The organism is Phenylobacterium sp., from assembly GCF_016124325.1.
In the GTDB taxonomy this organism is placed as follows: Bacteria; Pseudomonadota; Alphaproteobacteria; order Caulobacterales; family Caulobacteraceae; genus Phenylobacterium.
In genome coordinates this window covers 45,283-65,940 of record NZ_WGNY01000005.1, presented here as the reverse complement: position 1 = coordinate 65,940, position 20,658 = coordinate 45,283, and the positions used below count along the sequence as shown (strand labels likewise).

General features: G+C 71.6%; 16 protein-coding genes. 4 read left to right on the top strand and 12 right to left on the bottom strand.

Going from position 1 to position 20,658, the window contains the following annotated elements; genetic code table 11:
• Positions 1 to 30: 30 nt before the first annotated feature.
• Positions 31 to 1,143 (bottom strand): 3-deoxy-7-phosphoheptulonate synthase, encoded by a 1,113-nt coding sequence (locus tag GC203_RS01820; protein ID WP_293450737.1) that lies wholly within the window; start codon positions 1,141 to 1,143, stop codon positions 31 to 33.
• Between the two features lie 410 nt (positions 1,144 to 1,553).
• Here GC203_RS01820 and GC203_RS01815 point away from each other — a divergent pair, with 410 nt between their 5' ends.
• Positions 1,554 to 2,573 (top strand): metallophosphoesterase, encoded by a 1,020-nt coding sequence (locus GC203_RS01815; protein ID WP_293450735.1) that lies wholly within the window; start codon positions 1,554 to 1,556, stop codon positions 2,571 to 2,573.
• A 204-nt stretch (positions 2,574 to 2,777) separates the two neighbouring features.
• Here the strand turns inward: GC203_RS01815 and GC203_RS01810 are convergent, their stop codons facing one another.
• From GC203_RS01810 to GC203_RS01790, 5 genes are all read right to left on the bottom strand, one after another.
• Positions 2,778 to 3,545, bottom strand: a complete 768-nt coding sequence (locus tag GC203_RS01810) for a DUF169 domain-containing protein (RefSeq protein ID WP_293450733.1) — start codon at positions 3,543 to 3,545, stop codon at positions 2,778 to 2,780.
• Between the two features lie 76 nt (positions 3,546 to 3,621).
• The gene (locus tag GC203_RS01805) at positions 3,622 to 6,039 is read right to left on the bottom strand and encodes a membrane-bound PQQ-dependent dehydrogenase, glucose/quinate/shikimate family (RefSeq protein ID WP_293450731.1); all 2,418 of its coding nucleotides are present in this window, start codon (positions 6,037 to 6,039) and stop codon (positions 3,622 to 3,624) included.
• A 60-nt stretch (positions 6,040 to 6,099) separates the two neighbouring features.
• A complete protein-coding gene (locus tag GC203_RS01800; protein ID WP_293450729.1) occupies positions 6,100 to 6,981 on the bottom strand; it encodes a TauD/TfdA family dioxygenase in 882 nt (293 codons plus the stop codon).
• Between the two features lie 96 nt (positions 6,982 to 7,077).
• Entirely contained in the window at positions 7,078 to 7,737 is a 660-nt protein-coding gene (pdeM, locus tag GC203_RS01795) for a ligase-associated DNA damage response endonuclease PdeM (RefSeq protein ID WP_293450727.1), read from the bottom strand.
• A gap of 176 nt (positions 7,738 to 7,913) precedes the next feature.
• Complete coding sequence (locus GC203_RS01790) at positions 7,914 to 10,511, bottom strand: ligase-associated DNA damage response DEXH box helicase (RefSeq protein WP_293450725.1); 2,598 nt, start codon at positions 10,509 to 10,511, stop codon at positions 7,914 to 7,916.
• 70 nt (positions 10,512 to 10,581) lie between these two features.
• Here GC203_RS01790 and GC203_RS01785 point away from each other — a divergent pair, with 70 nt between their 5' ends.
• Entirely contained in the window at positions 10,582 to 11,325 is a 744-nt protein-coding gene (locus GC203_RS01785) for a methyltransferase domain-containing protein (RefSeq protein ID WP_293450723.1), read from the top strand.
• Here the strand turns inward: GC203_RS01785 and GC203_RS01780 are convergent.
• The 3 genes from GC203_RS01780 to GC203_RS01770 form a co-directional block, all read right to left on the bottom strand.
• Positions 11,322 to 12,713 (bottom strand): serine hydrolase domain-containing protein, encoded by a 1,392-nt coding sequence (locus tag GC203_RS01780; RefSeq protein WP_293450721.1) that lies wholly within the window; start codon positions 12,711 to 12,713, stop codon positions 11,322 to 11,324. The genes GC203_RS01785 and GC203_RS01780 overlap by 4 nt on opposite strands.
• 217 nt (positions 12,714 to 12,930) lie before the next feature.
• Positions 12,931 to 13,497, bottom strand: coding sequence for a PEPxxWA-CTERM sorting domain-containing protein (locus GC203_RS01775; protein WP_293450719.1), 567 nt, complete (start codon positions 13,495 to 13,497; stop codon positions 12,931 to 12,933).
• A 143-nt stretch (positions 13,498 to 13,640) separates the two neighbouring features.
• A complete protein-coding gene (locus GC203_RS01770; RefSeq protein WP_293450717.1) occupies positions 13,641 to 14,798 on the bottom strand; it encodes a LuxR C-terminal-related transcriptional regulator in 1,158 nt (385 codons plus the stop codon).
• Between the two features lie 246 nt (positions 14,799 to 15,044).
• On the opposite strand from GC203_RS01770, the gene GC203_RS01765 reads away from it, so the two are divergent.
• Both GC203_RS01765 and GC203_RS01760 read left to right on the top strand, forming a co-directional pair.
• Positions 15,045 to 16,037, top strand: a complete 993-nt coding sequence (locus GC203_RS01765; RefSeq protein WP_293450715.1) for an SDR family NAD(P)-dependent oxidoreductase — start codon at positions 15,045 to 15,047, stop codon at positions 16,035 to 16,037.
• A gap of 79 nt (positions 16,038 to 16,116) precedes the next feature.
• Complete coding sequence (locus GC203_RS01760; protein WP_293450713.1) at positions 16,117 to 16,950, top strand: carbonic anhydrase; 834 nt, start codon at positions 16,117 to 16,119, stop codon at positions 16,948 to 16,950.
• Between the two features lie 15 nt (positions 16,951 to 16,965).
• Here the strand turns inward: GC203_RS01760 and GC203_RS01755 are convergent, their stop codons facing one another.
• The 3 genes from GC203_RS01755 to GC203_RS01745 are packed head-to-tail and all read right to left on the bottom strand — an operon-like array spanning position 16,966 to position 20,589.
• Positions 16,966 to 17,199 carry a hypothetical protein gene (locus GC203_RS01755; protein WP_293450711.1) on the bottom strand — a complete coding sequence of 78 codons (234 nt, stop codon included), beginning with the start codon at positions 17,197 to 17,199 and terminating at the stop codon, positions 16,966 to 16,968.
• A gap of 16 nt (positions 17,200 to 17,215) precedes the next feature.
• Positions 17,216 to 19,096, bottom strand: a complete 1,881-nt coding sequence (locus GC203_RS01750; protein WP_293450709.1) for a hypothetical protein — start codon at positions 19,094 to 19,096, stop codon at positions 17,216 to 17,218.
• Positions 19,093 to 20,589 (bottom strand): toll/interleukin-1 receptor domain-containing protein, encoded by a 1,497-nt coding sequence (locus GC203_RS01745; protein ID WP_293450707.1) that lies wholly within the window; start codon positions 20,587 to 20,589, stop codon positions 19,093 to 19,095. Before GC203_RS01745 ends, GC203_RS01750 begins: the two co-directional genes overlap by 4 nt.
• Positions 20,590 to 20,658 lie beyond the last annotated feature (69 nt).

Here is a 20,658-nt window from a genome sequence, read left to right as displayed (position 1 = left end):
TGAACAGAACGTCCACGCCGCGCCGCCGTCCTAGCCAGCCGCCGTCACCGCCGCGCCCGCCTCGCGGCGCGCCTTCACCGCCCCGGCCAGGGTCTCCAGCGCCGCCACGGTGTCGTCCCAGCCGATGCAGGCGTCGGTGATCGACTGGCCGTAGGTGAGCGCGCGGCCCGCCACGTGGTCCTGGCGGCCCTCCACGAGGTGGCTCTCGACCATCACGCCGGCGATGCGCCGCTCGCCGCCGGCGATCTGGGCGGCGATGTCGGCGACCACGCCGGGCTGGCGGCGATGGTCCTTGCCCGAGTTGGCGTGGCTGGCGTCGATCACCAGCCGCTCGGGCAGGCCGGCCTTGGCCAGCTCGGCCGCCGCGGCGGCGATGGAGGCGGCGTCGTAGTTGGGCTGCTTGCCGCCGCGCAGCACGATGTGGGCGTCGGCGTTGCCGGTGGTCGTGGCGATGGCCGCGCGGCCCTCCTTGGTGACGGCCAGGAAGCGGTGCGGGTGCGAAGCCGCCAGCGCCGCGTCGACGGCGATCTTCACGTCGCCGTTGGTGCCGTTCTTGAAGCCGACCGGGCAGGAGAGGCCCGAGGCCATCTCGCGGTGGATCTGGCTCTCGGTCGTCCGCGCGCCGATCGCGCCCCAGGCCACCAGGTCGGCGATGTACTGCGGCGTGGTCACGTCCAGGAACTCGCAGGCCGCCGGCAGGCCCAGCGCGTTGATGTCGAGCAGCAGCCGGCGCGCGAGCCTGAGGCCGTCGTTGATGGCGAAGCCGCCGTCCAGGCCCGGGTCGTTGATCAGCCCCTTCCAGCCCACCGTGGTGCGCGGCTTCTCGAAGTAGACCCGCATGATCACGTCCAGCTCGTCCGCGTGGCGTTCGCGCAGGACCACCAGCCGCCGGGCGTAGTCCATCGCCGCGCGGGGGTCGTGGATCGAGCAGGGGCCGATCACCACCAGCAGGCGGTCGTCATGCCCGTGCAGGATGGCCTGGGCGGCCTTGCGGCCGTCGCTGACGACCTCCTGGATCATCGAGGTGGAGGGCGCCTCGCCGATCACCTGGGCCGGCGGGCTCAGCATGTCGAGGCTCTGGATACGAAGGTCGTCGGTAGGGCGGGTCATGGTCGGCTCCGGTGGGTGCGGGGCGGCGGCCATGAAAAAAGCCGCCAGATCCCTGGCGGCTGCGGGAAGGTTCGGCTGTCTCAGTCGTCAGGCCGAACGATCCTCTGCCGGCGCCAGGGGCGTCGGGTAGCCGAAGTACCAAAAGTAATATTGGCCGGCGGCGAGGATCATGCGGGCTACATAGAGGCGGGAAGCGCGCTTGTCACCTCTTCCGGCGTCATCCCGGACGCAGGGCGCGCAGCGCCCGAAGATCCGGGACCCAGCAGCTCAGATGCAGATGAAGCGATAGGGCAGCGTCGACGCCGTGCGGCTGGATCCCGGCTCTCCGCGCTCTTGCGAGCGCTCCGGCCGGGATGACGAGAGGGAGTCCCACCCTCTCCCTCTCCGCTTCGCGGGGGGAGAGGGGGCCGCTAAGCTTCGCTGACTTGATGGAGGAGGGGACCATGCGCCTGGCAAGGATCGGAGCGGCGGTCGCCGCGTTGCTGCTCGCCGCCCTGGCGCCGGCGCAGGCGGCCGACTTCACGCCGCCGCCGCTGAAGGGTCCGGCGCCCTGGACCGACAAGGCGTTCGACGACGCGCCGGGCGACTTCGCCTTCGCCGTGGTCACCGACCTGGAGTCCGGCTACCGCAACGGCGTCTTCGACGTGGCCGTGGCCGACCTGGCGCTGCTGCATCCGGCCTTCGTCATCACCGTCGGCGACCAGATCGAGGGCGGGACCGAGGACGAGGCGCAAATCGACAAGGAGTGGACGCAGTTCGACGCGCGGCTCGGCGGCCTGAGCGCGCCCTACTTCCACGTAGGCGGCAACCACGACCTGACCAGCCTGGCCCAGCGCCGCGTGTGGGAGCGCCGCTACGGCCCGCGCTACTACCACTTCAGCTACAAGGGCGTGCTGTTCCTGGTGCTCGACACCGAGGACTATTCCGAGGCGCGCATGGCCGAGATCTACCGGATGCGCGACGACTATCTGAAGCTGGTCGACAAGGATCCGGCCGCCGCCGCCAAGCTGCCCTACGCCTCGTTGCTGGAGGCCAAGGTGGGCGAGATCGGCGAGGCGCAGTCGGCCTATTTCGAGGGTGTCATCGCCGCCAATCCCAAGGCGCGCTGGACGGTGCTGCTGATGCACAAGCCGGTCTGGCGCCGGCCGGGCCCCGGCGGCCTGGGCCGCATCGAGGCGGCGCTGAAGGGGCGCGACTACACCCTGCTGAACGGCCACATCCACCGCTACAGCCACACGACCCGCGACGGCCACGACTACATCACGCTGGGCACCACCGGCGGCGGCTGGGCCGACAACGCCACGCCCGGCGCCTTCGACCACATCATGTGGGTCAGCGTGACCCAGGCCGGGCCGTCCATCGCCAACCTCCGCCTCGACGGCGTGCTGGACAAGACGGGGAAGATCCCGGCCGGTGGCGAGGCGCTGTGCTTGAGCCTGCACGGGCCGAACTGCGGGAAGTGAGGGGCGCTCCAAGGACGTTCGCCCAAACTCTTCGTGTCATCCCGGTTTCGGCGAAGCCGAAGACCGGGACCCATAAGCGCGGGCGGACTGAGAAGGCGTCTGGGCGGCGATGCCGGCGCATCTTCAAGGGCCATCGGCGCTCATGGGTCCCGGCCTTGCGCCTGCGGCGCAAACCGGGATGACACCAATGGAGCGGCGCGCGCCCTACCCCTTCCCGTAGCTCACCGCCATGCCGGCGCGGACGTCCTGCTGCACGCCGTATTGCGGGAAGGGATAGCGGAAGCCGTTCTTCGACAGGGCGCGCATGCCGATCACCGCCTTCAGCAGATATTCCGGCGGCGTGGCCATCAGCATCTCGTCGTCCAGCACCCCGCCGTAGCGGCGCTCGGCGAAGCAGGGGATCGACAGGCTGGGCTCGCGCTTGGTCAGCGCCCGGCCCCAGCTGTCGGCGCAGGCGCTCTCGCCCACCACCGAGAAGTCGAAGCGCTTGTAGCCGGCCCACTGCAGCCCGTTGATGAAATAGATCATCGCGCCGGGCGTGGCGTAGAACAGCGCGATGTCGGGGTCGCCGAGCTTGCCCGACGCCAGCGGCCCCACCGCCAGGGCCTCGAACTGGCCGTCCGGCACGCAGTGCATGGCGGCCTGGTGGTCGGTGGCGTCCTCGATCGTCTCGAACCAGACGCCGGTCATGTGCTTGCCCGACTTCCACTCAGGGGTCTTGGCGTTCCCCAGCCCGACCACGGCCCGGCACTGGGCGCCCACGAGGTCGTCGGCGGTGATGCCCACGGTCCAGCCCAGGCGGGCGGCCTGGCCCACCACCTGGTCGAGGGTGTGGACGTTCTGCGGCCGGCGGATGCGCGGGATCGCCTCCATCTCGGCCCGGTCGGCGAACAGCTTCATCCCGAACGGGATCGAGCGCAGCTTCAAGAGCTGTTCCAGGTCGGCGACCAAGGTCGGCCAGTCGATGTCCATGGGCGTCTCCCCGCGCGATTTTCCCGCAGCCTGCGGCCGGACCGCGCGGGACGCAAGGACACCGAGCCCTGCGCGATCAGCCTTTGGCCGGCAGGGCGTAGGCCACCAGGGCGTCGCTGACGGGGGTCTCCATGAAGTGGTGCCCGCCGGCCATGATGACGAGGTACTGGCGCCCGCCGATCTCGTAGGTCATCGGCGTGGCCTGGCCGCCGCCGGGCAGCTTGGCCTTCCACAGGGTCTTGCCGGTCTTCAGGTCGATGGCGCGGATCAGGTCGTCGGTCGCCGCGGAGATGAAGATCACCCCGCTCGCGGTCACCACCGCCCCGCCGTTGTTGGGCGTGCCGATGTGGAAGGGCAGGTGGCTGGGGATGCCGAACGGGCCGTTGCGGCGCGCCGTGCCGAACGGGCGATCCCACAGCGTCCTGCCGGTGGCCAGGTCGATGGCGCGGATGCCGCCGTAGGGCGGCTCCTTGCAGAGCAGGCCGGTGAAGGGCAGGCGCCAGCCCGCGTTCACCTGGATCGCATAGGGCGCGCCGATCTGCGGGTCGCCCGCGCCTTCCGCGCCGCCGCCCAGGCTGCCGCCGCGCGCGTCGCCGCGCGGCGCCCAGCCCTTCCGGTCGGCGACCTCGCGCGGGATCAGGCGGTTGTAGTTGGGCATGTCGTTGTAGTTGGCCACGATCACGCCGCGCACCGGGTCGACGGCGACGCCGCCCCAGTCCGAGCCGCCGTTATAGCCGGGATACTCGATCCACCGCCGGCGGGTGGTCGGCGGCGTATAGGGGCCCCTGTACTCGGCCAGCCGGTACTGGATGCGGCAGGCCATCTGGTCGATCGGCGACATGCCCCACATGTCGGCCTCGGTCAGCCTCGGCTTCGCCAGGCTGTGGAAGCCGGAATAGGGCTGGGTGGAGCTGCGCTGCGACGGCTCGACGCCCCCCTGCGGGACGGGGCGCTCCTCCACCTTGGTCAGCGGCCGGCCGGTGCGCCGGTCGAGCACATAGAGTTCGCCCTGCTTGCTGGGCAGGATCAGGGCCGGGACGAGGCCGCCCGGCGTGGGGTAGTCGGCCAGCGTCGCCTGGGAGCCCAGGTCGTAGTCCCAGACGTCCTTATGCGCGGTCTGGAACACCCAGGCGACCTCGCCCGTGCCGGCGTCCAGCGCGACCAGGGCGCTCGACACGGCGTTCTCCTGCGGCGTGCGCTTCGAACTCCAGTAGTCGACCGCCGCATTGCCCATGGGCACGTAGACGAGGCCCAGCGCTTCGTCGCCCGAGGCGCTCGTCCAGCTGTTGGGCGTGCCGCGGGGGAAGATGCGGCCCGCCGGCGGCAGGCCCGGCAGGGTTCCGGCCTGCGGGTCCCACGACCATTTCAGCGCCCCGGTCACGGCGTCGTAGCCGAGGATCGCCCCCGACGGCGCGTCGAGCTTCTGGCCGTCCAGCACCTGGTGGCCGACGACCACCGTGCCGCGCACGATGGTCGGGGGCGAGTTGATGGAGAACAGCCCGGGGGTGACCGGGCCCATGCCGGCCTTGGCGTCGACCTCGCCGCCCTGGCCGAAGTCGGCGCAGGGCGCGCCGGTCTCGGCGTCGACGGCGATCACCCGGCCGTCCAGCGTGCCCCAGATGATGCGCGTGGCGCAGGCCTGGCCCGCGGCGGCGGCGGGAACCGCATAGTAGGCCACGCCCCGGCACGCGGCGGTGTAGGGAATCCATTCGTCCGGGACCTTGGGATCGTGGCGCCAGCGCTGGCGGCCGGTGGCGGCGTCGAGCGCATAGACGATGCTCTTCGGCGTGCAGACATAGAGCGTGTCGCCGACCTTCAGGGGCGTGTTCTCGGCCCCGTACGTCCCCTTGGCCTGCGCGCTCGGCAGGTCGTTGGTGTGGAACACCCAGGCGCGTTCCAGGCGGCCCACATTGGACGGGGTGATCTGCGAGAGCGGGGAATAGCGCCGCGCGCTGTAGGTGCCGCCATAGGCGGGCCAGTCGGCGCCGGCCGCGTGCAGCGACGGCTCGCTCATGGCGAAGCGGGGGCCGGGAAGGGGCGCGGCGCGCTTCGGTCCATCGACGGCGTAGACGCCCACCGAGAACGCCAGGGCGGTCACGACGAACCCGCCCAGGATCAGCCAGGCGATCGCGCGACGCGCCGGGGCGACGAGCCCGGCGGCCGCCCACAGGACGAGGGCCATCAGGACCGCCGGCCCGAACAGGCGCGGGATCAGGCCCCAGCCGTCGAGGCCGACTTCCCAGAGCGCCCAGACGACGGTGGCCAGGAAGGTGAGCGCGTAGACCGCCGCACCCAGCAGGCTCAGCCGCCAAAGCAGCACGCCCGAACCGATCAGCGCCGCGCCGGCCAGCAGGTAGTAGGGCGACCCGCCGACGGCGGCGAGCCACGCTCCGCCGCCCGCGAGGACCAGCCCGATCAGCGCGAGGACGGCTCCGAGCGCGCGCACCGCCCATTTCGTCGCGGTTTCAGCCCTGCCGTTGTCGCCCAGCGTCATGATTGTCGATCTCCCGTCGCCACGACTTGGCAACGGGACTCGCCGGGGGAGGTTCCGGCGTCAGCGCGACGGAGCCTCGTCGCCGATCACCGACACCCGCTCGCCGTAGCGGCTGAACGGATAGTAGTCCCACACCGAATGGTGCTGGGTGCAGCGGTTGTCCCAGAGCGTCAGCGTGCCCGGCTCCCAGCGCACCCGGCAGTGCAGCTTGGGCTCGTTCTTCAGCAGGTTGAAGAAGGCGTCGAGCAGGGCGCGGCTCTCCCACGGGTGCAGGCCCGAGATCTTCGTCGTGAAGCCCGAGTTCACATAGAGCACCTCGCGCCCGGTGTCGGGGTGGCGGGTGATCACCGGATGCTCGTGGCGCGGATAGCCGCCCTCGGGCGGGGTCGACTTGTAGCTGCCCACATAGGGCGCGGCCCCGTCGTGCACGGCGTTCAGCGGCGCCAGGAACGCCCGCATCGCCGGCGAGAGCATCTCGCAGGCCATGTACATGTTGGCGAACAGGGTGTCTCCGCCGCCGCATTCCGGCGTCTCGGTGATGTAGAGCGCCGAGCCCAGCGGCGGGATGGCGTCGCAGCTCACGTCGGTGTGCCAGCCCTCGCCGGCGGTGTAGGGCGACTTCGCCGTGGTCTTCACCACCAGGATCTCGGGGTCCTGGTCGGGCCGGTGGACGTTCATCGGGTGGATGTGCGGGCGGCCGAAGTTGTGCGCGAAGGCCTTGTGCTGGTCGCGCGTCAGGCTCTGGTCGCGGAACACCAGCACCATCCAGTCGGCCCAGGCCTGGCGGATGTCGGCGAGCTGCGCGCCGGTCAGGTTCCCGAGGTCAAGGCCGCGGATCTCCGCGCCGATGTGGGGCGAGATCGGGGTGACCTTGAAGGTGGAATATTCGGTCCGCCGCGTCTGCTCGACGGGCACGTGTTTGGTCAGCGCCATCACCGCCATGGTGTTCCTCCCGCCAGGGCCCACGCGGTGTCGCGCCCGCAGGTTCGCACCCGGCTTTCGGAGGATCGCCCCGCGGCGCGGGCGAGTCCAGCGCGCTCAGTCCCCCGCCAGTTGCCGCCAGCCGATGGCGCGGACGCGGTTCGCGGCCAGGGCGCCGGCCAGCGGCGGGCGGACGAACAGGCCCGCGAAGGCCGGGTCCAGCACGTTCAGCCCGCCCGCATAGGCGCCGAACGCCGGCAGGATCAGCCGCTCCGCGTCGGTGACGAAGCAGCGGCGGCGCACCGTCCCGCGCGGCGCGCGCACCCGGGCGGCCGGATGCAGGTGGCCGGCCACCTCGCCGGGCTGGGGCCCGGGCTGCGGCTCGTGGCGTAGGGTCAGGCCCATCACCGCGATCTCGTCGACCGTCTCGCCGGGCAGGGCGCGCGGCCCGTCGGCGTCGTGGTTGCCCACCACCCAGACCAGCCGCCGCCCCTGCGCCAGCGCCGCCAGCCGCGCCGCGTCGTCCTGCGCCAGCCGGTCCTCGGACTTGCGGTCGTGGAAGGTGTCGCCCAGCAGCACGACGGCGTCGGGTGACAGCGCCGCGGCCTCGGCCTCCAGCCGGCCCAGGGTCTCGCGGGTGTCGTAAGGCGGCAGCATCTGGCCGCGAGAGGCGTAGGCCGAGCCCTTCTCCAGGTGCAGGTCGGCCACCACCAGGGTCCGCGCCGCCTCGATCCACAGCGCGCCGGAGGTCCGCAGCATCACGGGCGTCCCGCGCACCGCCACCTCCAGCCCGCCGCAGGGGCCGATGGCGAAGGCGGGGGGTGATCCTCCCCCTCTGGGGGAGGTGTCGGCGCAGCCGACGGAGGGGGGCGCCGCCGCGGCGTTCTGAGCGGAACCCCCCTCAGTCCCTTCGGGACAGCTCCCCCTGGGGGGGAGCATCTTCGCGGTGCGGTTCACCGGCTCGCCTCCGCGATCAGGTCGGCTTCGGCCTCGGCCAGGATGCGCTCGCGCGCGCCGCCCGGCGAGGTCTCCTTGCCGATCTCCAGCAGGATGGGCACCGAGAACGGCGACAGGTGGTCCAGGGCCGAGTGCCGGATGCGGCCCTTGATCCGGGTCAGCATCTCGCCCAGCCGCGCCACGTCGATCAGGCCGGTGGCCGCGTCGGCCCGCGCGCAGCGCAGCAGCAGGTGGTCCGGCTGGTGGCGGCGCAGCACGTCGTAGATGAGGTCGGTGGAGAAGGTGATCTGTCGGCCCGTCTTCTGTTCCTGCCCCGGGAAGCGCTTCTCGATCAGCCCCGAGATGATCGCGCAGCCCTTGAAGGCGCGCTTCATCATGAAGCTCTCCTGCAGCCACGATTCCAGGTCGTCGCCCAGCATGTCCTCGGCGAACAGTTCGTCGAAATCCAGGCCGTCCATCGGCTCCAGCGACCAGATCGCCATGGCGTAGTCGTTGCACACGAAGCCCAGCGGCCCGACGTCCAGCCGCTCCAGGCGCCGCGTCAGCAGCATGGCCAGCGTGGTGTGCGCCAGCCGCCCCTCGAAGGGGTAGCAGACCAGGAAGTTTCGGCTGCCCTTCGGAAACGTCTCCAGCAGCATCTCGTCCTCGGCCACGATCAGCGAGCGGTCCTTCTGCAGCTCCAGCCATTCGCGCACGTCGTCGGGCAGCACGCGCCAGTGGGCTTCGTCGAACATCAGCTGGCGCACCCGCTTGGCCAGGTAGGTGGAGAGCGCGAACTTCGACGACCCCCACGACGGCATCTTCGGGTCCTTGTCGACCGCCGGGCGCACCAGCACGTCCATGTTGGTGATGCCGACCAGCGCCCAGGTCTGGCCGCCGAAGATGAAGGTGTCGCCGGGGTCGAGCATCTCCAGCATGCCCTCCTCGATCTCGCCCAGCTTGCGGCCCGGCTGGCCGCGCCGGCTGGCGATCCGCACCGCCAGCATCGCCGGCGAGACGATCGCCCCCACGTTCAGCCTGTGCCTCTGCGCCACGTTCAGGTCCCGCACCTTCCAGTGGCCATCGGATAGCCGCACGATGCGTCGGAATCGGTCGTAGGTCTTGAGCGCGTAGCCGCCGGTGGAGACGAAATCGACGACCTGTTCGAAGTCCTCCCAGATGAGGTCGCGATAGGGGCCGGCCGAGCGGACCTCGTCGTACAGCGCCAGCATGTCGAAGGGTTCGGAGACCGCACAGCCCATGACGTGCTGGGCCAGCACGTCCAGCGCGCCCACGCGCGGCGGGTCGCCGTCCAGCTTGTTCTCGGCGATGGCCTCGCGCGCGGCCTGGCACTCCAGCATCTCGAAGCGGTTGGCCGGCACGAACAGCGCGCGGCTGGGCTCGTCCAGGCGGTGGTTGGCGCGGCCGATCCGCTGGACCATCCGTGACGCGCCCTTCGGGCTGGCGAGCTGGATCACCAGGTCCACGTCGCCCCAGTCGATGCCGAGGTCGAGGGTGGAGGTGCAGACCACGGCCCGCAGCTGGCCCTTGGCCATCGCCGCCTCCACCTTGCGCCGCTGCTCGGCCGCCAGGCTGCCGTGGTGGAGCGCGATGGGCAGGCCGTCCTCGTTCAGCCGCCACAGTTCCTGGAACGCGAACTCGGCCTGGAACCGCGTGTTGACGAACACCAGGGCGATCCGCGCCTTCCTGATCGCCTCGTAGACCTCGGCCATGGCGTGCTGGGCCGTGTGCCCCGCCCATGGCACCACGCCCTCCGACAACAGCACGTCCACCACCGGCTCGGCCCCCGGCGGCCCGCGGACGAGGTCGATGGCGGCGGCCCCCTCCGTCGGCTGCGCCGCCACCTCCCCCGTCGTCTTCGCGACAGGGGAGGAGCTGGTCCCTCGCTCCTCCCCCGCGATGGCGGGGGAGGTGGCGCGAAGCGCCGGAGGGGGCGTCCCGTGGCCATGCCGCCCCATCCACGCCTTGATCACCTCCGGGTCGTCGACCGTGGCGCTCAGGCCGACCCTCCGCATCGACGGGGCCAGCTGCTGCAGCCGAGCCAGGTCCAGCGCCAGGAGGTCGCCGCGCTTGGAGGCGTGCAGGGTGTGGATCTCGTCCAGGATCACGCAGCGCAGGTCTTCGAAATAGAGCCGGGCCCCCTCCCAGGCGCAGAGCAGGGCCAGCTGCTCGGGCGTGGTCAGCAGGATGTCGGGCGGCTTCACCCGCTGGCGCTGGCGGCGGCTGACCCCGGTGTCGCCCGTGCGGCTCTCGGCCACGATGGGCAGCCCCATCTCGGCGATGGGCGCATTCAGGTTGCGCTCCACGTCCACGGCCAGGGCCTTGAGCGGCGAGATGTAGATGGTGTGGAGACCGCGCGGGGTATTGGCCGGCGGCCGTTCAGACAGCTCGATCAGGCTGGGCAGGAAGCCCGCCAGGGTCTTGCCGCCGCCGGTGGGCGCGATCAGCAGGGCGTCGCGGCCGGCGCGCGCCCGGGCCACCATTTCGAGCTGGTGCGCGCGCGGGCTCCAGCCGCGGCCGGCGAACCACTCGCGGAAGCGCGGCGGCAGGAGATCGGCGGCAAGGTCGGCGGGTGCCGGAGCGGCGTCGGCCATCCCGCCGCTATACCACGTTCCCTTTCCGTTTCACTGGCGCCGGCGTCGAAATTCGGCTGACTTGGGGCCGATGCGGATATCCCTCGCCCTCGCCGTGGCGGCGCTGGTCGCCGCCTGCTCGCCCGCGGGCCGCCAGGCCTCGGCCGTCCCGCCGGCCGCCGCCCCCGTGGCCCGCAACGCCGACGGCTTCCCGCAGCCCGATCGGCCGGTCGCCCGCATCGTCGCCTCGGAATGGTCGTCGGGCCCCAGCCGCGACGCCGCCGACGAGTCGGGCCAGCTCATCCGCGGCCTGGGCATCGCCCCCGGCATGGCGGTGGCCGACATCGGCGCGGGCTCGGGCTACCACACGCTGCGCCTGTCGCCGGCGGTCGGGCCCAAGGGCGTGGTCTACGCCGAGGACATCGTCGAAGCCTACCTCTCGGGCCTCAAGCGCGAGGCCGAACGGCGGGGCCTGAAGAACGTGAGGATCGTGGTGGGGACCGCCGACGATCCCAACCTGCCCAAGGGGGCGGTGGACCGCGCGGTGCTGGTCCACATGTACCACGAGATCACCAACCCCTACGCCCTGCTCTGGAAACTGGCCGGCTCGCTCAAGCCGGGCGGCCAGGTGGGGGTCATCGACCTCGACCGGCCGACCACCCGCCACGGCACCCCGCCGGCCCTGCTGAAATGCGAGTTCGAGGCGGTGGGCTACCGGCAGGTCAGCGCCGCCACGATGCAGGGCGGGGTCGGCTACCTCGCCATCTTCGAAGCCCCGAAAAGCCGGCCCAAGCCCGCCGACATCCAGCCCTGCAAGGCGCCGCCCGAAGGCTAGGGCAGCCCGGCCCAGAACGTCCCCTGCGGCCCGCCCTCGACGGCCACCACGGCGCCGCGCGCCAGCTCCAGGCCCGACTGCCGATAGCCGCCGGGCGCGAGGCTCATCGCCCCGCCGTTGGTCATCACCACCATCACGTCACCAGTCCGCGGCCAGGCGACCGCCAGGGCCTGGTAGCCCGGATAGTTGAGGCCCCAGTGCCAGACGGCGGGTTGCGGCTGGGTCTGCAGGCCCACGCCCAGGCCCCAGGCGTTGGTCGCGTTCGCACGGACCAGGGGCTTCAGCATCTCGGCGGCGATGGCCGGGTCGATGGTCTGCGGATCGATCAGTTCGTGCAGGAAGCGGGCGTAGTCCTGGGGCGTGGTGATCAGCCCGGCCGCAGGCAGGGCGGTCGGCTTGCGCAACGCCATCGGTAGCGGCGGGCGGAGGGCCAGGGTCGCGACGACGGCGAGCGCGAGGGCCGCGGCGGACAGCTTCGGCCAGGCTCCCCGCCGCGCGGCGAGGATCGCCGCCGCGCCCGCCACGGCGACCAGCGCGGCGACCGCCGCCGCGATGGCGGGATTGGCCGGCCCCGCCATCCGGGCCGTGGCCCCGATCCCCGCGGCGAGGGCCGCCGCGACGATCAGCCGGGGCGGCCAGGTCCGCAGCGCGCGCCGGCGCGGCCGGGCGAGCCGCACGAAGTGGGCGTGGCCGCCCAGCAGCGGAAGCCCGACCACCGCGGCGACCAGCGCCGCCACCGCGAACGGAAGCGCCACGTCGACGCTGGGGCGGGCCAGGTCCGCCGGCTGTGGTCCGCCGAAGCGGCTATGGGTCATGCCGAGCGCGGGCAGCACCTCGCGGTTCATATGGTCGGCGAAGGTCTGGCCCGTCGCCGCCTCGATCGCCTGGCCGACGAACTGGAAGCCCGCGCCGGCGTAGGCGAAGCGGCCGGCGGGCCCCGTGGGCTCCGGATGATCGGAGAGCGCGTTGTCGAAGCCGGCCGTGTGGCTGAGCGCCTGGCGAAGGGTGAAGGTGTGGCCCGCGCGCGAGATCGGCGCGTCCAGGTCCAGGCGGCCCTGGCGGGCCAGGCGCGCCGCGGCATAGGCGGTCAGGGGCTTGGAGAGCGAGGCGCCCTCGAATGGGGTCTGCGGCGTCACCGGGCGGCCGGTCAGCAGGTCGGCCCGGCCCGCGGTCCAGAGGATAGGCGGGACGCCTTTGCGGATCACCGCGACGGAGACGCCCGGCAGGCTGCGCCATGCAAACCTGCCGGCCAGCGCCGTGTCGAGCCGCGCCGGGACCTCGCCCGCCGCCGCCGCGGGTGCGGCCGGCTCCTTCGGCGAATAGGCCGGCCGCACGATCGCCGCCAGCGCCGCGACCAGCATCGCCGCCAGGAACAATCCGTAGCGCATCCATCCCCCCATGGCCCGGCGTCATGGAGGCCGCTTGCCCGTGGCGGCGCACGTGAATTCGGCGAAAGGTTCGCGCGGGCGCTCCTGACGCGGCGCCATCACGCGGCCGCGCTGGTCTTCCCGCAACGACAGGGGAAGGACGACGCCCTGAAGGATTTCGCCGGCATCCGGCCCTGCAAGGCGTCGGCGGCCGACTAGGCCGCCGCGCCGACGGGGTTCAGGCGAACGCGGCGCGCGCCCGGCGGCGCATCGCGCCCCCCACCATCCCGAAGCCGGCGATCAGCAGCGCCCAGGTCGCCGGTTCCGGCACCCCGCCCGTACCCGGTCCTCCCGTGCCTGGGCCCCCCGTGTCCGGCGAGCCGCTCACGGTCAGGAACCCGTGCTGCTCCGGGCCCAGGACGATCGATTCGTGGACGCCGTTCGTGGCGAACGCGCCAAGCTCGAAGTAGTAGTAGAAGTGGTTTTCCCCGCCTTCATAGTTCAGGCCGAAGTCGACCCAGTTGTAGTCTGGACTGGGGAACGTGAAGCCCTGGTTGAGGCAGGACGTGGCGCCGCCGTTCGAGGCGACGACGCTGCACGAGGTGAGCGAGGCCAGGGGAACGACGGTGTTCGACGTCACATAGTCGGCCAGCGTCACTTCGAATGATCCGGTGAAGGTCGTCGATCCGTCCACGAAATTCTCGGACGAGTCCGCGACGAAGGAATAGGTCACCGCCGCCTGCGCCGCCATCGGCAGGCCGGCCAGCGCCGCCGCCGCGGCGAGTTTCAGAATCGTGCGCCTCATGCAATCCACCCCATGCCAAACGACTGCCGCACACCCCTTCGGCGCGGTCCGGAAGTCGTAGGGGGTCGTCCCCCGGGGGGGCTTCCACCAGATGGTGGAGGCCCACTCGCCCCCAGGGCGAAGACGGCGGCGGGACACGGGCGTCAGCCCCGGGGCAGGGCGAGGCTCGCGGCCATGCGGACGAGATCGGCCTGACGGCGCAGGCCCGTCTTGTCGAAGATGCGCAGCAGGTGGGTGCGCACCGTGCTGACGCCGATGCCCATCTCGGCGGCGGCTTCGCCGGGCGTGTGGCCGAGCGCGATCAGCTCGAAGACCCGCGCCTCCTTCGCGCTCAGGCCGAAGAGCTGGGCGATCAGGCTTCCGGCGTCGCTCGGCGCGGGGCCGGCGGAACTGACGAAGATGGCGGCGACGGCCTCGTTCACCAGGCCGGGCCGCAGCGTCCCGCCGCCCAGCGGCAGCACGTGCAGCGCGTGCGGCGCGCCGTCGCCGGCGATCACGGGGATGGCCAGGCCGCGGTGGCCGATGTCCGCCTCGTCGGTCCCGGCCGTCGCGATGGCCACCGCGAGCGCCTGCGTCGCCGCCGGCCGGTTGGTCACGAGGCGCCGTCCGACCTGGGTCAGGGGATCGCGCCGGCCGAGCAGGGCCTGGGCCGGGCCGTTGGCGTAGAGGACGTTGAGCTGGCCGTCGGTGATCAGGATCGGCGCGCCGGTCGCCTCCACCACCGCTTCGAACGTCGCCGCCGCCACGGTCTGGGCGTCGAGCAGCCGGCTGATCGTGACGGCCCGGCGCAGATGCGGCGCCAGCCCGCGCAGGGCCTCCCGCTCAGGCTCGCCGATCGGCCCGAGGCGCTCGTGACGCGCGAAGCTGCAGGTGGAGAGCGAGTGCGCGTCGCGCGTCAGCCCCACCGACACCGAGTCGAGCAGGCCCTGCGGGCGGCGCCACTCCGAATAGAAGCGGTTGTCGCAGGCGCCGGCGAGAACCGCCGGGTTCATGTCGCTGAGCAGCACCGGCTCCTCCAGCGGCGTCGCGGCGATCCGCCCGGCGCCGCCCCACAGCGCGATGACGTCGGGGCCGTACTGGCCGATGCGCTCCAGCCAGGGGCTCGGGATGCCGCTGGACACGTTCAGCAGGACGGCGCCGCTCGGCATCGCCTGGAGGCTCAGCGCCGCGTGGACGAAATGCAGGGCGTCGCCGATATGGGCCAGCGCCCGCGGCCAGAGCGACGGGTCCAGGGCGCAATCGTAGATGAGGCCTATCAGGTCGGGCAGAAGCTCCGGGAAGGACCGACTCGCTGTGCTCACGCTCGCACCTACGCCAGGAAGACGCCGGCCCGCCCGCCCGGGCCCTTCCCGCCCGCGCGGGCCAGCCCGGGGCCGCCGCACACACGCCGTGGACGTTGGCGGCGCCGTCGGGCGTCGTCAAAGCCTAATTGGGCGGGCGGCCCACCGCGCCACGGGTCCGGTCAAGTCTTGGGCGCGGCGCTCCTGACGCAGCGTCATCACACGGCCGCGCTAGTCTCCCCGCAAAGACAGGGGAAGGACGACGCCATGAAGGAATTCGCCGGCAAGCTCGCCGTGGTCACCGGGGGCGGCACGGGCATGGGCCGCGAACTCGCGCGCCAGCTCATCGCCGAGGGCTGCTCGGTGGCCATGTGCGACGTCTCCGACAAGAACATGGCCCAGACCATCGCCCTGGCCGAGGCCGACGGCGTGCCCCAGGGGTGCAAGATCACCGCCCACGTGGCCGACGTCTCCGACGAGGCCGCCCTGGTCCGCTTCCGCGACGAGATGGCCAAGGCGCACGACGCCGACCACCTGCACCTCTTGTTCAACAACGCCGGCATCGGCGGCGGCGGCTCGATCGTGGCCGACGACCGCGCCGAGTGGGAGCGCACCTTCAACGTCTGCTGGGGCGGGGTCTATTTCGGCGTCCGCACCTTCCTGCCCATGCTGCTGGCCGCGTCCGAGGCCCACATCGTCAACACGTCCTCGATCAACGGCTTCTGGGCCAGCCTGGGTCCGCACGTCTCGCACACGGCCTATGCGGCGGCGAAGTTCGCGGTGAAGGGCTTCACCGAGGCGCTCGTCACCGACCTGAGGCTGAACGCCCCGCACGTGAAGTGCTCGGTGGTCATGCCCGGCCACATCGGCACCTCCATCGCCGCCAACTCGCGCAAGGTGATCCGCGGCACGGAGGAGGACGCGCTCACCGCCGACGAACTGGCCCGCGCGCGCCTGCGCATGACCCGGGCGGGGATCGACGCCGCCGCCGTCCCCGACGCGGCCATCCAGGCCATGGTCGCCGAGCAGGCCCGCCGGTTCCTGGAGGACGCCCCCATGACCGCCGCCGAGGCGGCCACGGTGATCCTCGACGGGGTGAAGGCCGAGCGCTGGCGCATCCTGGTCGGCGAGGACGCCAAGATCATCGACCGCATGGTGCGCGAGGCGCCCGACCAGGCCTACGAGCTGGATTTCTTCCAGAAGATAGCCGCCGCCGCCGGCTGGCAGCTCAACGGCATCGTGGGGAACCGCCAGGAGTAGGGGCCTTCGTCGCCCACACGGCATCTTAGGAAATCCCTGTTCTGATTGGCGGCTACCGTTCGACGCCGGGGCCGCCGCCATGACCGATCTTCACCGCCGCCGCCTGGTCTGGGCGCTGGGCGCAGCCCTCGTGGCCGCGCCGGCGCTGGCCTGGGCCGAGGACGATTTCGGCGCGGCCGAACCGCCGCCCAAGCCCAAGGCCAAGGCGAAGCCCAAGGCGAAGGCGGCCGCCAAGCCCGCCGCCGCGCCCGACCACGCGCCCGCGCCCGCCGCCGACGCCGGCCACGCCGCCGCGGCGCCGGCCGTGCCGCCGGAGGAAGCGCTCCAGCGGCTGATGGCCGGCAACACCCGCTACGTTCAGGGCTTCGTCGCCCACCCGAACGCCGACGCCGCGCGGCGGGTCGAGGTGGCCAAGGGCCAGCATCCCTTCGCCGTCATCCTCACCTGCGCCGACAGCCGGGTGCCGCCCGAGCTCATCTTCGACCAGGGCCTGGGCGACCTGTTCGTGATCCGCGTGGCCGGCAACGTCGTGGACGACGCGGTGATCGCCTCGATCGAATACGCCGTGATGCACCTGGGCGTGAGCCTGGTGATGGCGCTGGGCCACGAGCGCTGCGGCGCCGTCACCGCGGCCATGGACGCGCTCGCCGGCAAGGGCGACCCGGCCGACCGCGAGACCCTGATCGGCTCCCTCGTCGCCCTGATCGCGCCGGCCGTCCGCGCCGTGCCGGCCAACGCGCCCGACCGGGTCGACGCCGCGGTCAACCTCAACGCCGCCAACGCCGCCGCCGAGATCTTCGCCGGCAGCCGCCCGCTGCGCGCCAAGGTGCTGGCCGGCCAGCTCAAGATCGTCGCCGCCCGCTACGACCTCGACGACGGGACCGTCACGCCCACCAAGACCGTCCAGGGCTAGAGATCGCCGGCCGGGTCAGACGGTGCGGCCGCCGATCGGGCCGCGGGGCGTGTAGCAGACGCAGGACTGGTTCACCGGACCGGGCTGGGGCATCCAGCACCAGAGGTACGGCGTCAGGCAGATGCTGCCGGGCGGATGGGGAGGAAGCTGCGCGAAGCTCGGCGTCGGCGCGACCAGGCCGGCGGCGGCCAGCGCCGCGGCGACGACCAGCCTGACGAGGCGTCTCGGGCAGTTCAGGTTCGATGTCATTTCCGCCTCCTCGAAATCAGTTCGTCGCGCATGTGGTCTGGCCCCCCGGCAGGCGCACCATCTGGCTTGCAAGACAGCCCTTACCCTGACCCTCATTGTGGGCGCCCGCCGTCGCGCCGGAGAGGAATGTGGCGACGTAGCGGTTGATGCAGGGCTGGATGACGCGCAGGTCCACGCTGCGGTGCAGGACTTCGCAGATCTGGGTCGAGACCATGGTCGATGTGTTGCGGACAGCTTCGAACTGCCTCTCCTGCAACGCCGCCGTCGTCTTGGCGTCCTTCTGCTTCTCGTACTGCCGGTAGGCGGTGAAGCCCGTTCCGCCCGCGCCGGCGACGATGAGCGCGATGAAGGCGACCACGCCGATGCGCGCGACCTGCTGGACGTGATTTGCGTGCTTGAGGAAGCGCGCGGCCTTGTCGAACTCGCCGCCGTATCGGTCGGCCCACTTCGGCGTCGGGTTCCGCTCCTTCCACCATGCATTGTAGGCGCTCAGTTCGGGCGCCGAGAGCGGCAGGGCGACGATATCGCTGTGCGGCGCGGCCGCATTGACCAGCCGGGTCCAGTTGACGCCTTCGGTGACTTCCTGGGCGAACCAGACCGAGAGGCTCCGCCACTTGCGGATCAGGCTTTCGTGCGCGAGATCGACGCGGGCGTCATCTCCCGCTTCGGGCTTCGAGATCCGCAGAAAGCCGCATTCCGGCGCGGCGAACGCGCGGACGACGTCCCGAACGGTGGTGATCGGAAGGCCCGTCTCGGCGGCGAGCTGGTTCAGTGAGCGCACGCGACGGACGGCCAGGGAAAGCGACGGGCCCGTCGCCAAGGCGCGAAACACGCGGCCGACGACCCGCTGGGTGTCCTCGCCGAACGTGGCCTTCAAGTCCTCGACGACTTCGGCCGCGTGCTTGGTGAGGGCCCCCTCGATCCCGCCGATCGCCTTGTAGTCATCCAGGGTCAGGACCGACTCGGCGCCGTGCTTCAGGCGCCACATCCGGTTCAGCACGTGCTGCATGAGCGGCAGCTGGTCGGCTTGGCGGGCCAGCTGCTCGGCTTCGTCCGAGGTCTCCGCGCGATCCCAGGGCGCATACTGGCCGAGGTCCTCCAGCAGCCGGTTCACGAGCTCCGGCTGGATCTTGCCGTTCACGCGCAGCGCGGGACGCTCGATCGCCTCGCGCACCTCCTCCAACGTCATCTGGCTGGTGAGGAACAATCCCTCGCCGATCTTCCGCGAAAGCTCCGGCAGCAGGCTGCAGGCGTCCAGGTATTCGGAGCGCATGGTCAGGACCACGTTGATGCGCCCGGACGGCTCGACCGACGATTCCAGCAGGAGGCGGACGAACGCGTCCCGCTCCTCCCGCTGGGCGTAGTCCTTGTAGCGGAACAGCTCCTCGAACTGGTCGACGAGGATCAGCAGGTTCCAGTCGTCGGGGAAGTTTCCCGCATCCACCCATTCGACGAGGGCTTCCGGCCCCAGCCGCAGGATGCCGTCGAGCACGTCGATCTCGACCTGCTCGGGGGGCTCGGGCCGCGCGGCCGTGAGCAGCGCCCTGGCCAGGTTGCGAAGCGGCTCGGCCTCGGGCCGCATTTCGGCGATCTTCCAGCGATGGCTGGTCGTCGGGTGATCGCCGCGCCGAAGGGCCCGGATGAGCCCGGTCTTGACCAGCGAAGACTTGCCGCTGCCGGAGGCGCCGACCACGGCGAGGAACCGCGTCCTGGCGAGCCGATCGATCATCAGGTCGACCGAGTTCTCCCGGCCGAAGAAGAGGTCGGCCTCGTCCTGCTCGAACGCGCGCATCCCCGGGTACGGGGCGCGGGAGTCCGCCGCCAGCCGGCTCGCCTCGAACCGGATCGCTGTCGCTTCCGCGGCTGTCGACGCCGTCTGGGGCGACGCGGCGCTCACGTATGCAGCTCCTCGATGAACGCCTTGAGCCGAGTGGTCCTGGGCCCGGCGCCGTTCCGGCGCGGCCGGACCGTCGTCACGGTGGCGTCCGACAGCGGGGTCGCGTCGTCACCGATCGAACAGATCCCGAGCGCCTTCGGATCGGGCCTCTGCGCCCGGCTGATGTCGAACCGGTCGAGGTTGTCGTCGATCCAAAGCGTGTCCGGATCGGTGTCCGGAACGAACATCAGGATCTCGGCCTCGCTGAACATCTGGTCCCGATGCCGCCGGATCTCTCCCGCCGTCGCGCCCATCGGAAGGGCGACGCTGAATTCGGCGGCCTCGAAGATACGCCGCAACTCCTCGGCGTGGCCGATCCGCGTGCGCGGCGCATAGATGAAGACGTTCGCCGGCGGCGACCTCGGGGCCGCCGCCGCCAGCGCGATCTGCCGGATCTCGGCCTTGAACTCCTCGAACCCCCGGATCGGGCACGACGACTCGGCGACAAGCTGTCGATGATTGTCGTCGTCGATCTCGTCGAGCCGCAGGTCGGGCAGTCGCCATTGGCGGACGGGCTTTTCCAGGGCGTGCGCGGTTTCGAGTTCGTACTGCGCCCGGCCATCCGGGAAGCCGCCCGTCTCGAGGGGCGCCTCGACGCCCAGCAACTGGACGAAGACCGACGCGCGCCGCAGGTCCGCCTCGAACGCCTTCATCGTCGCCGAGCGATCCGGAAGGCAGGGCCTCGCCGGCAGGACCGTGATCGGATTTGCGCCCATGGCGAGGGACGCCGCAAGTTCGTCCACCCTGGGCTCCATGTCGCGGCCGACGACGCCGACGACGACGCACGGTTCGGGGCCGGATTTCGGACGCGCTGCGGTTCCGCCGGCGCGCCCCGGCTTCGGAGCTTCGGGCTGCGGAACCGAGTCGGGCTTCGTGAGGCTCATCGGGTTCAGCGACGCCACGCCCCTCGGCGGGCGATTGGCTTCGGGCGCCATCCGCTGAAGCGTCGTGCGGATGCGCTCGCCGACCGTGACGACAGCTCTCTTGTAGTCGGACGAGCTGCGATGGAGCTCGATCGGAAAACGCGTCTTCTGGTCGGGCCGCCAGAACCACACCTGGCGCAGTTCGTTCAGCGGGCTGGGATAGCCGCCGGCGTCGGGATCCAGCGGCAGGACTTCGGCGCAGACCAGCCGCTTCGACGCATCGGGCAGCTCCGCGAATAGCTTCAGCTCCGCGAGGGGCCATTGCCGCACGATATAGTTCGGCGAGCCGATGGCCAGGAACACGGCGGACCGGCCGACGGCCTTGAGGATGTCTTCGAGGCGCGGCGCGGTGATCTCGCCATCGAACTGATCGAAGAAGATGCGCGGCGGATTCTGCCAGCCGAGGCGCGCGCGCAGGTGCCCTTCGACGCGCTCGACGATCTGGGTGACCGGTCGGCCGATCTCGCGCCCGTTGTCCCTTTGGGCGTAGCTGACGAAAAGCTCGTAATCGTAGTCATCGGAATATGACACGCGCGCTCCCCCAAAGACACGCTCGGCGTAACGATGATATTGCATAATGAAACTCATAGTTGCATCATG

Bases quoted from the DNA above. Each gene is read 5' to 3' on its own strand.
- GC203_RS01820 (WP_293450737.1), bottom strand. From the start codon at position 1,143: ATGGCCGCCGCCCCGCACCCACCGGAGCCGACCATGACCCGCCCTACC.
- GC203_RS01815 (WP_293450735.1), top strand. From the start codon at position 1,554: ATGCGCCTGGCAAGGATCGGAGCGGCGGTCGCCGCGTTGCTGCTCGCC.
- GC203_RS01810 (WP_293450733.1), bottom strand. From the start codon at position 3,545: ATGGACATCGACTGGCCGACCTTGGTCGCCGACCTGGAACAGCTCTTG.
- GC203_RS01805 (WP_293450731.1), bottom strand. From the start codon at position 6,039: ATGACGCTGGGCGACAACGGCAGGGCTGAAACCGCGACGAAATGGGCG.
- GC203_RS01800 (WP_293450729.1), bottom strand. From the start codon at position 6,981: ATGGCGGTGATGGCGCTGACCAAACACGTGCCCGTCGAGCAGACGCGG.
- GC203_RS01790 (WP_293450725.1), bottom strand. From the start codon at position 10,511: ATGGCCGACGCCGCTCCGGCACCCGCCGACCTTGCCGCCGATCTCCTG.
- GC203_RS01785 (WP_293450723.1), top strand. From the start codon at position 10,582: ATGCGGATATCCCTCGCCCTCGCCGTGGCGGCGCTGGTCGCCGCCTGC.
- GC203_RS01780 (WP_293450721.1), bottom strand. From the start codon at position 12,713: ATGCGCTACGGATTGTTCCTGGCGGCGATGCTGGTCGCGGCGCTGGCG.
- GC203_RS01775 (WP_293450719.1), bottom strand. From the start codon at position 13,497: ATGAGGCGCACGATTCTGAAACTCGCCGCGGCGGCGGCGCTGGCCGGC.
- GC203_RS01765 (WP_293450715.1), top strand. From the start codon at position 15,045: ATGAAGGAATTCGCCGGCAAGCTCGCCGTGGTCACCGGGGGCGGCACG.
- GC203_RS01760 (WP_293450713.1), top strand. From the start codon at position 16,117: ATGACCGATCTTCACCGCCGCCGCCTGGTCTGGGCGCTGGGCGCAGCC.
- GC203_RS01755 (WP_293450711.1), bottom strand. From the start codon at position 17,199: ATGACATCGAACCTGAACTGCCCGAGACGCCTCGTCAGGCTGGTCGTC.